The organism is Streptomyces sp. NPDC096311 (assembly GCF_044763085.1).
GTDB lineage: Bacteria > Actinomycetota > Actinomycetes > Streptomycetales > Streptomycetaceae > Streptomyces.
This window is the reverse complement of sequence record NZ_JBIWFN010000013.1, coordinates 258582-272025: the sequence shown is the minus strand read 5'-3', so window position 1 is coordinate 272025 and position 13444 is coordinate 258582. Positions and strand designations below refer to the sequence as shown.

Sequence of the window (13444 nt, the reverse complement as noted above, 5' to 3'; positions counted from 1 at the left end):
GCGGCGGTTCGTAGAAGTCGGTCTCGAACGCGCGGCGCGCGTCTTGATCGAGTACCGAGGAGGGCTACGCGCCGGCTTTCCGCTGCGGCCGCACCCTGTCCTCGTCGTCGATGGCGCGTACGAGATCGATGGCGCGGCCCAGGGTGGTGAGGCGGGCCTCCAGGGTGTCCCCTGCCGGATAGAAGCGGACGGTGTCCACAGCGGCGTCGCGCCAGATCCGCAAGCGGTCGCGGACCATCTGCTCGGTGCCGATGAGGGTGGTACCCAGCACCATGTCGTCGGTGACCAGATCGGCGGCACCTTCACGGTCGCCGGACTGCCAGCGTTCGCGCACAGCCGTCGCGACATCGGCCCAGCCTTGGCGGCTGTAGGCGTCGTTGTAGAAGTTGGTGCTGCCGGAGCCCATCCCGCCCAGGCTGAAGGCGAGTTCCTTCTTGCGGGGGGCGATGAGCGCGCGCAGATGTTCCTCGTCTTCGGCGAAGTTGACTTCCGCACCCTGGCAGATGTCCAACTCGGTGCGGGAGCGGCCGGCCGCCGCCAGGCCGGCGTCGAGGTGGTCGAAGTACGCTTCCTTGGCCCCTTCGGGGACGAAACTCGTGCCCAACCAGCCGTCCGCGACTTCACCGGTGAGGTGGAGCATCTTCGGGGAAAGCGTGGCGAGGTAGATGGGGATGTCGTGCTCGGCGCGCGTGGACAGGCGCATGGGCTTGCCCTCGCCACCGGGCAGCGGGATCTGGAACTCCCGCCCCGAGTAGGTGATCTTCTCGCCTGTTGTGGCCTGCCGGATGATCTCCACTGTCTCCCGCATCCGCGCCAGCGGGCGGGCGAACGGAACGCCGTGCAGGCCCTCGATGACCTGCGGCCCGGAAGGGCCGAGACCGAGCAGGAAGCGTCCCTCGGAGATCTGGGAGAGCGTGATCGCGGTGCGGGCGATCACTACGGGGCTGCGGGTGGCGAGCTGGATGATGCCGGAGCCGAGCAGGAGGCGCTGGGTACGGGCGGCAAGGTAGCCAAGCGGCGAGGGGGCGTCGGAGCCCCATGCCTCGGCCACCCAGCAGATGTCCATGCCGAGCCTCTCGGCCTCGGTGACGAAGTCGACCGTCTCCTGCCATGAGCCGCCAGAGGCTTCGATGGTGGTCGCCGTGCGCATCAGGCACCCGTCCTTCCGGTGGTTCCCGCTTCGGCGCGCTGTTTGATCGCCGCCAAGGTGGTGGTGATGCCGGTCTCGAACTCGCGCATCCGCACGAAGACGATCTTCTGCTCCTTCTCCGGCATCCGGTCGATCGCGAACGACAGCCCCGAGCGGCCAGGTCCCATCTGCATCCACTGACTCAGCTGCGTGCCGCCGTCGCGTGACTGGAGGGAGAACCGCCACAGCGCAGTGGGCCGGTCCGGGTCCTCCACGGCCCAGGCGAACACCCGGAGCGGTTCGTACTCCACGATGTACGAAGTCGTCTCCCACTCGCCGAGGGCGTCGTGCTTGCTGTGGCCGATGAACCGTGCGCCCAGCGCTGGGCCTGAGCACCCGTCCTGCCACCGCACCGACTGCAGCTCGGCACTCATGCTCGGCATCAGCTCGACATCTGACACCAGTGTCCACACCCGCTCCGGGGGAGCGTCGATCCAGGTGTCCACCTCGACCGTCGGTGTATCCGCATACCGTGCGCCTGTCCACTCCATCTGCCGCTCAGCCTCCCCGCTGTCGCGCCTCTGACCTTGAGAGTTTCGTAGATAGACTTAGGTGTCAAGCATCTCCCGATGGTGACGGATCGCATCCTCGCAGTCGCGACCCTCGCAATCGGCCGGGCGGATGGCCGCCCGCTCACCGAGCGAGGGGCATCCTTCCGCCGCAGTGTCCGACTTCCTGCCAGGACCGCCCCGGCGGGCCTACTGCCCTCGAGGGGAAAGGATGATGTTCGCCAGGACATCGAGGCGTCCGGCCGGCGAGCCGAGCAAGGTGCGAAGGAGCCGAGCCCCGCGTCTCACTGAGGGCCGCCTGCCGCCCAACGACTCCACGACTCAACGACTCAACGACTCAACGAGGAGCCTGACGATCACCCCCGTGGCCGTCCCGCGCCGGCCAGACGGCCGAACGCCACCACGCTCCAGGGCTACGGGCTGACCTGCTCATCACCCGCCCCGGCGTCGCTGACGCGGCCGTGATCGGGGTGTGCAGGGCCGACGGCGAGGAGCTGCCCCACGCATTCATCGCCCCGGAGACGGCACATCCCCACCTTTGTGCGGACGAGATCCCCAAGTCGCCTGCGGGCGAGATCCCGCGAAAGAACCTGCGCGGGCCGCGGGCGGCCGACGCCTTGCATGAGGATGCGGATCGTTCTGGTGCCCGCGTTTCACACGCAGGTCAGGCGCCGTCAAGTGATGGCGTGAACCGCTGCCGGATCTCCGGACGCTCCGCCAGGTGGGGCGGGTATCCAGGGCCCATCCGCGGATGCGTATCCGCCGCGGTCATGGGTTGCTTGCACTCACCGCACACGACTTCCGGCTCGCCCTGGTGTCCGCAGCGGTCGTGGTGAAAGACGACGGGAGCCCCCTGCTCGCCGGCCAGCCACCGGTTGCCCCAGCCGTTCATGGCTGCCAGCACGCCGAAGAAGTCACTCCCCATCTCGGTGAGGACATAGTCGTAGCGCACCGGATCCTGTTGGTAGGAGCGCTTCTCCATGAGGCCCTCGTCGACCAGGCGTCGCAGCCGGTCCGCCAGGGTGTTCCGGGCGATCCCGAGCTCCTGCTGGAACTCGTCGAAACGCTTGATTCCGTAGAACGCCTCACGCAGCACGAGAGGCGTCCACCAGTCTCCGAGCAAGTCCATGGTGCGCGCGATGGAGCAGGGCCAGTTCGCGAACGAAGTCCTTCTCATCCCCCCAGCATATGAGAGTCGCGAAAAGAGACCCAGCAGCTGAGTGATGGGGAGGGGGAGGGGAAGCGCGTGCCGGTCAAGACGCAAAGCGGGCACTCGTGGCCTGCCGTCACGACGGGCCGGAGCGGAGCGCTGCCTCCCGTGCGCCGCGAACCCAGAGCCCGCTCCCGCCCGACCAGGCCACCTCGGCGCTGCACGGCGGCCGGCTCGGCCGATCCCCGCCCGGGCGAGGAGACGCGGGCCGGCCCGTCGTGCCGGCGGTCCGCTACTCGCCCGCGTACGCCTTCTCCAGGACCGCGATGTCCAGCTTGGACATCTTGTACATCGCCTGGGTCGTCCGGGCCGCCTTCTCGGTGTCCGGGTCGCTGATCAGGTCGATGAGCCTGCTCGGGACGACCTGCCAGGACAGGCCGTACTTGTCCTTGACCCAGCCGCAGGGACCCGCCTCGCCGCCGTCCTCGACGAACTTGTTCCAGTAGTGGTCCACCTCCTCCTGGTCGTCGCAGTGGATCTGGAACGAGATGGCCTCGTCGAACGTGAACTGCGGGCCGCCGTTCAGCGCGACGAACTTCTGTCCGTTGGCCACGAAGTCGACGGCCATCACGGAACCGGCGGTGCCGTGCTCGGACTCGGAGAAGCGGGCGATCCTGCCGAGCCGGGAGTTCTTGAAGATCGAGACGTAGTAGTGCGCGGCCTCCTCGGCCTGACCGTCGAACCACAGACACGTGGTGAATCCGTCGGCGGACATACGTACCTCCTGCGGCGGGAAAAGTTTCGTCACCTCTGTCGACCGATCGTCGTCCCAAAACTCATCGGCGTCGCGCGGGATCCTTTCGCCGCGAAGACGGTGGCGGCCGATCGCGTCGTTCGCCGCGCCCTCCAAGGGGCGCTATAGCATGCGCGGACATGACCTCCTCCGCTGATTCCTCCAGCCCTTCCTCCGCCTCGGACAGCGCGCGCATCGAGCCGTTCCGTATCGACGTCCCGCAGAGCGACCTCGACGACCTGCACCAACGACTCGATCGCACCCGCTGGCCCGACGAACTGCCGGGGGTCGGCTGGGCCTACGGTGTCCCGCGGGAGTACCTGCGCGAACTCGTACGGTACTGGCGCCACGACTACGACTGGCAGGCGGCGCAGGCACGGCTGAACGCATGGCCGCAGTTCACGACGGAGATCGACGGCGCGCGGATCCACTTCGCGCATGTCCGTTCCCCGGAGCCGGACGCGACCCCGCTGGTCATCACGCACGGCTGGCCCGGCTCGATCGTCGAATTCACCGACGTCGTCGGCCCGTTGACCGATCCGCGCGCGCACGGAGGCGATCCGGCCGACGCCTTCCATCTCGTCGTACCGAGCATCCCCGGCTTCGGGCTGTCCGGTCCCACCCGGGACACCGGCTGGGAGTTCCAACGGGTGGCCGCCGCCTTCGCCGAGCTCATGACACGGCTCGGCTACGAGCGGTTCGGCGCCCAGGGCGGCGACTGGGGCGGGGCCATCTCCCGCGAGCTGGGCCGGGCGTACCCCGAACGGCTCGTCGGTGTCCACCTGAACCTGCTGCCCGGATCGTCCGCGGCCACCGAGCCGACTCCCGAGGAACTGGCCTCGCTGCGCCCCGAAGAACGCGAGCGCACGCTGCTGTCGTGGCGACGGGGTCTGGAATGGCGCCGCGAGGAGGCCGGTTACGCCGAACTCCAGGGCACCCGGCCACAGACCCTGGCCTACGCGCTGACGGACTCCCCCGTCGGTCAACTCGCCTGGATCACAGAGAAGTTCAGGGCATGGACGGACGCGAAGGACCGCCCCGAGGACGCCGTCGACCGGGACCTGATGCTGACCAACGTGATGCTGTACTGGCTGACCGCCACGGCAGGGTCCTCGGCCCGCATCTACTACGAGCGGGCGCACGCGGAGTACTGGGGCACCGCGCCCGAGCCGTCGACGGCGCCGACCGCGCTGGCCGTCTTCCCGCACGAGCCCCTCGTACCACTGCGGCACATCGCGGAGCGTACGAACAACATCGTGCGGTGGACGGAATTCGACCGGGGCGGACACTTCGCCGCGGCGGAGGAGCCCGAGCTGCTGGTCGGGGATGTGCGGTCCTTCTTCCGGGACCTGCGCACCGACGCCTGAGCACGGGTCGGACACCTGAGCCCCGGTCCCCGCCGGGGCCGGCGGTGACGCCGGTGGCACTCGTGACGGCAACCCCGTAGCCCCTCTGCCCGTGGCGAATCTGCTGCCGGCCGAGAAAGCTGATCCGCCAGGCCCTTCGGTCCGAGAGTGGGGATCGCGGCGACGCCAGCCGCGCCACCACGAGGAGGACCGATGACTCCCTTCATCACCGGCCGGTACCCGGCCCACGCACCGCGCGCCGAGGACGGCGACACCCCCGCGACCCGCTTCGACGACCATCTGGCCGCCCAGTTGCTCACGCAGCGCATCGTCCTTCTCGGCACCCAGGTCGACGAGGTGTCCGCGAACCGGGTCTGCGCCCAGCTGCTCGTGCTGTCGGCGGAGGACCCGCGCACCGACATCAGCCTGTACATCAACAGCCCGGGCGGATCGGTGACCGCGGGGCTCGCGATCTACGACACCATGCGGCTGATCCCCAACGACGTCGCGACCCTCGCCATGGGATTCGCCGCGAGCATGGGACAGTTCCTGCTCAGCGTCGGCACCCACGGCAAGCGTTACGCGCTGCCCAACGCGCGGATCATGATGCACCAGCCGTCGGCGGGCATCGGCGGCACCACCGCCGACATCGAGATCCAGGCGCAGAACCTGGAGTTCACGAAGCAGGCCATCGAGCGGATCACCGCGGAGCACACCGGCCAGAGCGAGGAGACGATCTCCCGGGACGGCGACCGCGACCGCTGGTTCACGGCCGAACAGGCCAAGGAGTACGGCATGGTGGACCGGGTCGTGGAGTCGCTCGACGACGTCCGCCCGGCCGCGTCACGGCGACGGATGGGGCTCTGACATGGGTACGTACACGATTCCGAACGTCGTCGAGCGGACCCCGCAGGGCGAGCGGTCCTACGACGTCTTCAGCCGGCTGCTGTCCGAGCGGATCATCTTTCTCGGCACCGAGATCGACGACGGGGTCGCCAACGTCGTCATCGCGCAACTCCTCCATCTGGAGTCGTCGAGCCCGGAGAGCGAGATCGCGATCTACATCAACTCGCCCGGCGGGTCGTTCACTTCGCTCATGGCGATCTACGACACGATGACGTTCGTACAGGCGCCCATCTCGACGTTCTGCGTCGGCCAGGCGGCCTCCACGGCGGCGGTGCTGCTGGCCGGCGGCGATCCCGGGCGGCGGTTCGTGCTGGAGCACGCGCGTGTGCTGCTCGGCCAGCCCGCGAGCGGCGGCCGGCAGGGGACGGTGTCCGACCTCGCTCTCCAGGCCAAGGAGATGCTCCGTATCCGCGCCCAGGTCGAGGAGGTCCTCTCCCGGCACACGCACCACGACGTGCCGACCCTGCGCGCGGACATGGACCGCGACAAGGTGTTCACCGCGCAGGAGGCCGTGGCATACGGACTCGCGGACGAGGTCCTGAGCCGACGGCTCGCGACGGTCTGAGACCGGACCACCGCCAGGGCCCGCGTCCGCGGCGCGGTTCGCCGGGCAGGCCCTGGCCGGTCGGCCCGGTCAGGCGGCGAGGCACATGCCGTTGTGGTGCGAGGCCGACGGAGTGCGGCGGCGGGCGGGCCGCACCTGGGCGAGGCGGGTGAGTTCGCCCTGGGCCAGCGAGAGCAGATCGGTGAGCCCGAGGCCCAGGGCGCGCGCGGCGGCCGCGAGGACTTCGGACGACGCCTCCTTGCGGCCGCGCTCCAGCTCCGAGAGGTACGGCATCGAGATCCGAGCCGCGTCGGCGACGTCCTTGAGCGTCCGCTCCTGCGCGAGCCGCTCGCGCCGCAGGACGTCACCCACCACGTCGCGCCACAGCGGCTCCCTGATCCTGGGCGCCGGTGGCGTCTGCCGGGGCGCGAGGGCCGGGCGGGGCCGCTGGGGCGCGTCGGCCACGGGGGCGGCGGGGCCGGTGGGACGGGTCGCCGGGCCGCTGGCCGGAGCCGGTGCGGTCGCCGGGCGGAGGGGAATGACGCGGGCTTCGTTCGGCGCTTGGTTGCTCACCCCTTCAGCCTAGAAGCGCCGAGCCACGACGGAAGGGATCGGCTCGGCATTCCGCTCTCGGGGGAATCGAACCACGTCACCCGTGCGTCACTGCCCGACGCACCGTCACTGTCCGACACGCCCGTCACTGCCCGACCCGCCCGTCGATCCGCTCGCGCAGGAAGTCCGCGTGGCCGTTGTGCCGGGCGTACTCCTCGATCAGGTGCACCAGCACCTCCCGCAGCGCGATCGGCTCGTCGTCGTGGGTGCCGGTGATGTCGAGGTCACGGGCCTCGTCCACGAACCGCTCGGCGAAGGCCACCTCGGAGCGCCAGGTGTCCCAGGCATCCGCCACCGCCTCGGGGTCGGGTACCGCGCCGTTGAAGTCGCCGTTCGGGTCGCCGTCCGAGCGGTAGTGCCGCGGCGCGTCCTGGCCGGCCAGCACCCCACGGAACCAGGCCTGTTCGACCCCCGCCAGATGACGCACCAGCCCGAGCAGCGACATGTTCGAGGGCTCGACGGAACGCCGGGCCATCGCCTCGGCGTCCAGGCCCGCGCACTTCATCTCCAACGTCAGCCGCTGGTCGCGCAGATACCCGACGAGCGTGTCCCGCTCCCCCACGAACCCGCCGTCGGAGCGCGGATCGTCGTCCGGGTGCACGAACATGTCCCACCACCCGAAGCTCCGCTCGGACGGGGTGTTCCCGGAGTGGGGAGGCTGGGGAGGCTGGGGAAGTGTGGTGTCGGCCATGCCTACGAGCATCGGCGTACCGAACCCGATCCGCCACCGGTTTTCCGCCGCCCCGAAACGATGTCAAGTCACCCGCCGTACCCGGGAGTCGGGGCGGGACCCGGCCCGCGTCGATCGGGAGGAACCGGGTGGCCGGGGCCCTTCAGCCCGTTCAGCGCAGCCACTGGTCCTTCTCCGCGGGCCGGTACAGCGTCACGGCGCGTGTCACCTTGTCGAGCACCAGCCTCGGCGCCGCGACCCGGGTCACTTCGCCGTCGTAGGAGAACCGCGGGTCGCCGTGCAGCACTTCGAGCCGCAGGCCGCGCACCTGCGCCGTGGTGAGGACCCGGCTGTTGTGCAGGGTGCCGGTCAGGACGGCGAGCAGCAGCCGGGTCCTGGCCAAGGGGGTGCCGGCGTCGACGGCACGGACGTCGAGCAGTCCGTCGTCGAGTTGGGTGCGGTAGGTGGGGGCGAACCCGGCGGGGTGGTAGATGCCGTTGCCCGCGAAGAGGAGCCACAGGCGCTTGGGGCGGCCGTTGACCGAGACGTTCACGGGGCTGCCCTTGGTGAGGACCCTGGCCAGTCCGACCACCAGCGCGGGCCACTTCCCGATCCGCTGCTCCAGCTTCTCCCGGGCACCGACCAGGTCCGAGTAGACGCCGAGGCTGAAGGTGTTGAGGAACACCTGCTCCGGTCCGCCGGGGGCGCGGGCCCGCCCGAGGTCCGCGACGACCGCGTCGCCCGCCTGCACGGCTCGTACGACGTCCTCCAGGGTCTGGTTGCCGAGGTCGACGGCGAAGTGGTTGAAGGTGCCGCCGGGGAAGACCGCGAGCGGCAGACCGAGCCGGGCGGCGATCTCCGTCGCGGCGTTGATCGTGCCGTCGCCGCCGCAGGCGCCGAGGGCGCCGCCCTCGGCCTTGGCCCGCCGGGCGGCCTGTTCCAGGAGTTCCACCAGGTCCTGGTCCTCCTGCGGCACCGTGATCCCGGCCTTGGGCAGCGCGGCGCGCAGATACGCGCTCGCGTCAGGGGTATCGGCGCTCCAGGAGAGCCCGGAGGACGGGTTGACCACGATGTGCAGTCCGGCGCCCCCGGGCAGCGCGGGAGCGGGCCGCCGCGGGGGTGCCGCCGCGGCCGCCGCCTCCGGTTTGACCGGCCACCAGCGGGCGGTCAGCGCGGCGGCGCCGACACCGATCGCGACGCCCACGGCCACGTCGCCGGGACGCCGGTCCCCCGAGCGCGTGCGGGCCAGGGTCAGCGCCGCGGCGCCGGGCACCGCGAACAGGCCGTATCGGGGCGCTTCGAGCAGGACGCCGACGGCGAACGCGGCGGCCGACGCGACCCGGCCGGCCGCGCCCGGCGGCTGCGCCTTGCGGGCCGCGGGGCGCGCCAGCACGCGGGTCACGGCCGAGGCGATGGCGACGGTGCCGATGCCGCGCAGCGCGGCCCGGCGCGCGGTCCGGTTCCCTGACGCGCCGAGGGCCGCGGCGGCGGCGCCCCACGCGAGTCCACCGGCCACGGTCCGCCGCCATCCGGAGGGCCCGGCCGGTCCCGTGGCCGCCCCGCCCGGCCACCACGGCGTGCCACTGCCTGTTCGTCGCCCCGTCCCGCGCCTTCTCATCTGAGGCCCACCCTCGCGTCTCGACAACAGATCTCCTGGTCGGCAAGGTTGTGCCGCCGTTGTCCCTGTTCCCCGACTTCGCGCATTCATGGACCCCGGCCGGTGCGGGGGTCAGATGGTCTTGGGCAGCTTCACCACGGTCACGAAGAAGTCGTCGATCTGGCGGACCGCGGCGATGAACTGGTCGAGGTCGACCGGCTTGGTCACATAGGCGTTCGCGTGCAGTTTGTAGCTGCGCAGGATGTCCTCCTCGGCGGAGGAGGTGGTGAGGACGACGACGGGGATGTGGGCCAGTTCGTCGTCGGACTTGATCCGCTCCAGGACCTGGCGCCCGTCGTACTTGGGCAGGTTGAGGTCGAGCAGGATCAGGTCGGGGCGCGGAGCCTCGGTGTACTGGTTGGCGCGGTAGAGGAAGTCGAGGGCCTCCTCGCCGTCCCGTACGACATGCAGGGTGTTGCGGATCTTGTTGTCCTCGAACGCCTCGCGGGTCATCAGCTCGTCGCCGGGGTCGTCCTCGACGAGCAGGACCTGAATGGGTACGGCGGGGGTGCTCACGTGTGTGCTCCTTCGGGTGGGCGCGCTGCCTCCTCGGCCCCGAGGGCGGGTTCCGGTCGCGCCATGGGCAGGGTGAAGGACACGCGCGTGCCCGCACCGGCGGCATCGTCCAGGGTGATGGCGCCCCCGTGATGCTCGACGATCTTGCGGCAGAGGGCAAGGCCGATCCCCGTGCCCTCGTACTCGTCGCGGCCGTGCAGCCGCTGGAAGATGACGAAGACCTTCTCCCTGAACTCGGGTTCGACGCCTATGCCGTTGTCCTGCACGGTCAGCCACCACTGTCCGTCCTCCGGATCCGCCTCACAGCGGACGGCGATCTCGGGCGGCCGGTCGGGGTGGCGGAACTTCACGGCGTTGCCGATCAGGTTCTGCCAGAGCATGGTCAGGGTGGTGACGTCGCCCGTCACGGTGGGCAGTGGCCCCTCCCGTACGACATGCGCACCCGTCTCCTCCAGGACCACGCTGAGGTTGCCGAGTGCCCGGTCCAGGACGTCGTCGAGGGCGACGGGGACCGGCTCCTCGCCGACGCGCCCGACGCGGGAGAAGGTCAGCAGGTCGTTGATGAGGATCTGCATGCGTTTGGCGCCGTCGACGGCGAAGTCGATGTACTGCTTGGCCCGGTCGTCCAGTTGGTCGCCGTACCGTTTCTCCAGGAGCTGGCAGAAGGACGCGATCTTGCGCAGGGGTTCCTGCAGATCGTGCGAGGCGACGTAGGCGAACTGCTCCAGCTCCGCGTTCGAGCGCTTCAGTTCCAGGGTCTGGGCGTCGAGTTCCTCGGCCTGCCGCTCCAGGAGGACCTCACGGGCCTTGGAGGCGGAGAGTTCCTCGACGATGCGGTGGCGCATCTCCTCGACGGCCTGGGCGACCCTTTCCAGGTCGCGTGGCCCGTCGAGCCGGATCCTGCGCTCGAACGCGCCGCCGCTGACGTCCACCGAGGCCGCTTCCAGAACCCGCAAAGGGCGGCCCACGATCCGGTGCAGCAGCAGGGTCAGCGCGAGGCCGCTCGCCAGGAAGGCGGCGAGCATGCCGAGGAAGAGGAGGTTGCGGGACCGGCGGCTGTCGTCGGCCGAGGCGCGGGTCCGGTCGCGCAGCTGCTGGATGTCCTTCTCCAGGGTGGCGAGTTGACCCCGGATCTCGTCGAACCTGGCCTTGCTCGCCTCCAGGGAGGGGGCTTGGGCGCCGCCGGGCGTGCGGGCCGCCTCGATCAGCGGCCCGGCGTAGTCGCGGCGCCAGGCGTCACTGAGGCGCCCGGCTGTCCTCAGGTCCGCGGCGATCTTGGCGTGGTCGGCGAGTTGCGTCGCCAGGCGGGCCTCGAAGGTCTTCTCGTCCCGTGCTCCGGACGCGTACGGATCGAGGAAACCGGCGTCCCTGCTCAGTACGTAGCCTCGTACGCCCGTCTCCTGGTCCACCAGCGAGGTCTCCAGCTGGTAGGCGGTGGCGCGGGCCGGCTGGATGCGGTCGGTGAGCAGATCGGTGCGGTCGTCGGCGCGGGCCTGGAGGACACCGCCGGACACGGCGAAGACGATCACCAGCAGCACGTTGGCGGCCAGCACCACGTGGATCCAGCCCTGCACGGTCAGCCGGGCGACGCGTGGGGGCTTTACGTCCTCGGGAGTGTCCGCCGTGGCGTCGTCCGGTCCCGGGGCGTTCGGCGTACGGGTCATGACATCCCGTCCGTCGCCAGGTGCAGGACGGCCACGTCGTCGGCGAGTCCGCCGTGGGAGGCGGTCAGCGCGGCGACGTCCTCGACCACCGCGTCGGCGAACGGGCGCCCGCGCAGGGCCTGGTGTTTCCTCGCCACCGCGAGCAGCCCTTCCTCTCCCAGCCGCCGGCCCGGGGCCACGACGCCCTCGAAGAGGCCGTCGGTGAACAGCGTGACGGCGCTGATGTCGTGCGCGGGCAGCTCGGTCTCCGGCCAGTGGGTCCGGCCCGGAAGCAGTCCGAGCGCGGGGCCCGGGGCCGGCTCGAACAGCTCGATGCCACGCGAGGTGCCCACGAGCAGTCCCGGGTGTCCGGCGCGGATCACGCTCATACGGCTGCGGTCCTTGGCGATCCGCAGGACGGTGAGGGTGGCGAAGATGTAGTCCGCGGCGCGCTCGGCGCCGATGATCTCCTCCAGGAGCTCGAGCTGGCGCGTGCCCACGCATCCGGAGAGCACGGCGGCCCGCCAGGCCACCCGCAGACAGACGCCGAGGGCGGCCTCCGCCGCGCCGTGGCCGGAGACGTCCCCGATCACCGCGTGCACGGTGCCGTCCTCGCTCTCGACGACGTCGAAGAAGTCGCCGCCGAGCAGGGCGTGGTCCCGTCCCGGGCTGTAGCGCGAGGCCACCTGACAACCGGCGCTCCGCAGCAGGGGTGTGGGCAGCAGTCCGCGCTCCAGGCGCGCGTTCTCCCGGGCCAGCAGCCGACTCGCCTGGAGTTCGGCGCCCGAACGCTCCACCTGCTTGCGTTGCAGGGCGTACCGGACCGCGCGGCTGAGCGCTTCGGCGTCCAGGCCGTCCTTGGCCAGGAAGTCCTGCGCTCCTTCGGCCACCGCGGCGAGCCCGGCCTCGTTCTCGGCGACTCCGGTGAGCACCACGACGGCCGCGTCGGGCGCGGCGTCACGTACCTGACGGACCGCGCTGAGTCCGTGGGTGTCGGGCAGATGCAGGTCCAGCAGGACGCACACGGAGTACGGCGTGGCGTCGAGGAACACGCGTGCCTCGGCGAGGGACTTGCACCAGGTGACCTCCCTCGGCAGTCCGCTGTCGGCCAGCACCTCCCGCACCAGCAGTGCGTCTCCGGCGTCGTCCTCGACCAGCAGCAGTACCGCGGTGGCGTCCAGGCCCCAGCGGGGATCCGCACTCCCCTGCCGGGGCACCGCGCCTCGTTCACCTGTCCGCGGCAGGCGATCCGCCACGCTCGCCCCCCTTGGATGACCCACGACGACCATGGTCCGCCGTGAGCCTAGTGGTACGTCGCTCCGGTTCAACGGCGAAGGGCGAGCCGGGCCTTGACGCACTTTCCGACCGGTACCCGCCCGACGGTCACCTCCGTCGCGAGCGCGTGCACGATCTCCAGGCCGTGCCGCCCCACGCGTTCGGGATCCCGGGGATAGGGCCGGGGCAGGGCGGCGCTGCTGTCGTACACGATGACGGTCACGGAGGTGTCGGTTCCCTCCAGTTCCAGGATGTACGGCCCATGGCTGTGCCGGTCCGCGTTGGTGACCAGCTCGCTGACGACCAGCAGGAGGTCGCCGGTGGCCTGTGCGCCGATCTCGGCACACCACTCCGAACGGAGCTGTTCGACGAACAGCTCGGCGAAGTGGCGCGCTTCGGCGATGCACCCCGGCTCGCCGGTGTAGTGCGCCGCCCGCCGAAGCGGTTCCACGGGCACGTCGAAGCCAGTCGGTATCACCGCTCCGTCCAAGCGCTCGATCATGTGGTTCTCTCTCGGATGCCGGTACGTCGGGACATTGCGCGTCCGGACGCTGCTGCACAGGGGCTCGTACCCCGTGAAGTCCTCCACAGTCACCCCGATGTTCCCCCGTCCGGGTGGCTTCCGCACACGATT

The 13444-nt window shown here is 70.6% G+C and carries 14 protein-coding genes; 3 read left to right on the top strand and 11 right to left on the bottom strand.

Annotated elements, in window-relative coordinates:
* Positions 1-64: 64 nt before the first annotated feature.
* The 4 genes from ACIRA5_RS31530 to ACIRA5_RS31515 all read right to left on the bottom strand — a co-directional run bounded on the left by ACIRA5_RS31530 (position 65) and on the right by ACIRA5_RS31515 (position 3623).
* The gene (locus ACIRA5_RS31530) at positions 65-1150 is read right to left on the bottom strand and encodes an LLM class flavin-dependent oxidoreductase (RefSeq protein ID WP_403696396.1); all 1086 of its coding nucleotides are present in this window, start codon (positions 1148-1150) and stop codon (positions 65-67) included.
* Positions 1150-1680, bottom strand: coding sequence for an SRPBCC family protein (locus tag ACIRA5_RS31525; RefSeq protein ID WP_403696395.1), 531 nt, complete (start codon positions 1678-1680; stop codon positions 1150-1152). The genes ACIRA5_RS31530 and ACIRA5_RS31525 overlap by 1 nt, the downstream gene beginning before the upstream one ends.
* A 682-nt stretch (positions 1681-2362) precedes the next feature.
* A complete protein-coding gene (locus ACIRA5_RS31520) occupies positions 2363-2875 on the bottom strand; it encodes a winged helix-turn-helix transcriptional regulator (RefSeq protein WP_403696392.1) in 513 nt (170 codons plus the stop codon).
* Positions 2876-3140: 265 nt separating this feature from the next.
* Entirely contained in the window at positions 3141-3623 is a 483-nt protein-coding gene (locus ACIRA5_RS31515) for a VOC family protein (RefSeq protein WP_403696390.1), read from the bottom strand.
* A 158-nt stretch (positions 3624-3781) separates the two neighbouring features.
* On the opposite strand from ACIRA5_RS31515, the gene ACIRA5_RS31510 reads away from it, so the two are divergent.
* The 3 genes from ACIRA5_RS31510 (at position 3782) to ACIRA5_RS31500 (ending at position 6458) form a co-directional block, all read left to right on the top strand.
* Positions 3782-5008 (top strand): epoxide hydrolase family protein, encoded by a 1227-nt coding sequence (locus ACIRA5_RS31510; RefSeq protein WP_403696387.1) that lies wholly within the window; start codon positions 3782-3784, stop codon positions 5006-5008.
* Positions 5009-5200: 192 nt separating this feature from the next.
* Positions 5201-5854, top strand: a complete 654-nt coding sequence (locus ACIRA5_RS31505) for an ATP-dependent Clp protease proteolytic subunit (RefSeq protein ID WP_403696384.1) — start codon at positions 5201-5203, stop codon at positions 5852-5854.
* 1 nt (position 5855) lies between these two features.
* Complete coding sequence (locus ACIRA5_RS31500) at positions 5856-6458, top strand: ClpP family protease (RefSeq protein ID WP_388528179.1); 603 nt, start codon at positions 5856-5858, stop codon at positions 6456-6458.
* Positions 6459-6527: 69 nt separating this feature from the next.
* On the opposite strand, the gene ACIRA5_RS31495 is transcribed toward ACIRA5_RS31500, so the two are convergent.
* From ACIRA5_RS31495 to ACIRA5_RS31465, 7 genes are all read right to left on the bottom strand, one after another.
* The gene (locus ACIRA5_RS31495; protein WP_403696380.1) at positions 6528-7010 is read right to left on the bottom strand and encodes a helix-turn-helix domain-containing protein; all 483 of its coding nucleotides are present in this window, start codon (positions 7008-7010) and stop codon (positions 6528-6530) included.
* A gap of 124 nt (positions 7011-7134) precedes the next feature.
* Positions 7135-7656 (bottom strand): DinB family protein, encoded by a 522-nt coding sequence (locus ACIRA5_RS31490; protein ID WP_403696557.1) that lies wholly within the window; start codon positions 7654-7656, stop codon positions 7135-7137.
* 235 nt (positions 7657-7891) lie between these two features.
* Complete coding sequence (locus ACIRA5_RS31485) at positions 7892-9235, bottom strand: diacylglycerol/lipid kinase family protein (protein WP_403696377.1); 1344 nt, start codon at positions 9233-9235, stop codon at positions 7892-7894.
* A 213-nt stretch (positions 9236-9448) separates the two neighbouring features.
* Positions 9449-9892: a response regulator gene (locus tag ACIRA5_RS31480; RefSeq protein WP_352051621.1), complete on the bottom strand. Its 444-nt coding sequence runs from the start codon at positions 9890-9892 to the stop codon at positions 9449-9451.
* Positions 9889-11556 (bottom strand): ATP-binding protein, encoded by a 1668-nt coding sequence (locus ACIRA5_RS31475; RefSeq protein ID WP_403696374.1) that lies wholly within the window; start codon positions 11554-11556, stop codon positions 9889-9891. The genes ACIRA5_RS31480 and ACIRA5_RS31475 overlap by 4 nt, the downstream gene beginning before the upstream one ends.
* The gene (locus tag ACIRA5_RS31470; protein ID WP_403696372.1) at positions 11553-12791 is read right to left on the bottom strand and encodes a PP2C family protein-serine/threonine phosphatase; all 1239 of its coding nucleotides are present in this window, start codon (positions 12789-12791) and stop codon (positions 11553-11555) included. Before ACIRA5_RS31470 ends, ACIRA5_RS31475 begins: the two co-directional genes overlap by 4 nt.
* Positions 12792-12859: 68 nt before the next feature.
* Complete coding sequence (locus ACIRA5_RS31465; protein ID WP_403696371.1) at positions 12860-13312, bottom strand: ATP-binding protein; 453 nt, start codon at positions 13310-13312, stop codon at positions 12860-12862.
* Between the last annotated feature and the right edge of the window lie 132 nt (positions 13313-13444).

Excerpts from the sequence above, each read along its gene's own strand:
- ACIRA5_RS31465 (WP_403696371.1), bottom strand. The coding sequence starts at position 13,312 with ATGATCGAGCGCTTGGACGGAGCGGTGATACCGACTGGCTTCGACGTG.
- ACIRA5_RS31525 (WP_403696395.1), bottom strand. The coding sequence starts at position 1,680 with ATGGAGTGGACAGGCGCACGGTATGCGGATACACCGACGGTCGAGGTG.
- ACIRA5_RS31520 (WP_403696392.1), bottom strand. The coding sequence starts at position 2,875 with ATGAGAAGGACTTCGTTCGCGAACTGGCCCTGCTCCATCGCGCGCACC.
- ACIRA5_RS31510 (WP_403696387.1), top strand. The coding sequence starts at position 3,782 with ATGACCTCCTCCGCTGATTCCTCCAGCCCTTCCTCCGCCTCGGACAGC.
- ACIRA5_RS31505 (WP_403696384.1), top strand. The coding sequence starts at position 5,201 with ATGACTCCCTTCATCACCGGCCGGTACCCGGCCCACGCACCGCGCGCC.
- ACIRA5_RS31515 (WP_403696390.1), bottom strand. The coding sequence starts at position 3,623 with ATGTCCGCCGACGGATTCACCACGTGTCTGTGGTTCGACGGTCAGGCC.
- ACIRA5_RS31500 (WP_388528179.1), top strand. The coding sequence starts at position 5,856 with ATGGGTACGTACACGATTCCGAACGTCGTCGAGCGGACCCCGCAGGGC.
- ACIRA5_RS31490 (WP_403696557.1), bottom strand. The coding sequence starts at position 7,656 with ATGTTCGTGCACCCGGACGACGATCCGCGCTCCGACGGCGGGTTCGTG.
- ACIRA5_RS31475 (WP_403696374.1), bottom strand. The coding sequence starts at position 11,556 with ATGACCCGTACGCCGAACGCCCCGGGACCGGACGACGCCACGGCGGAC.
- ACIRA5_RS31530 (WP_403696396.1), bottom strand. The coding sequence starts at position 1,150 with ATGCGCACGGCGACCACCATCGAAGCCTCTGGCGGCTCATGGCAGGAG.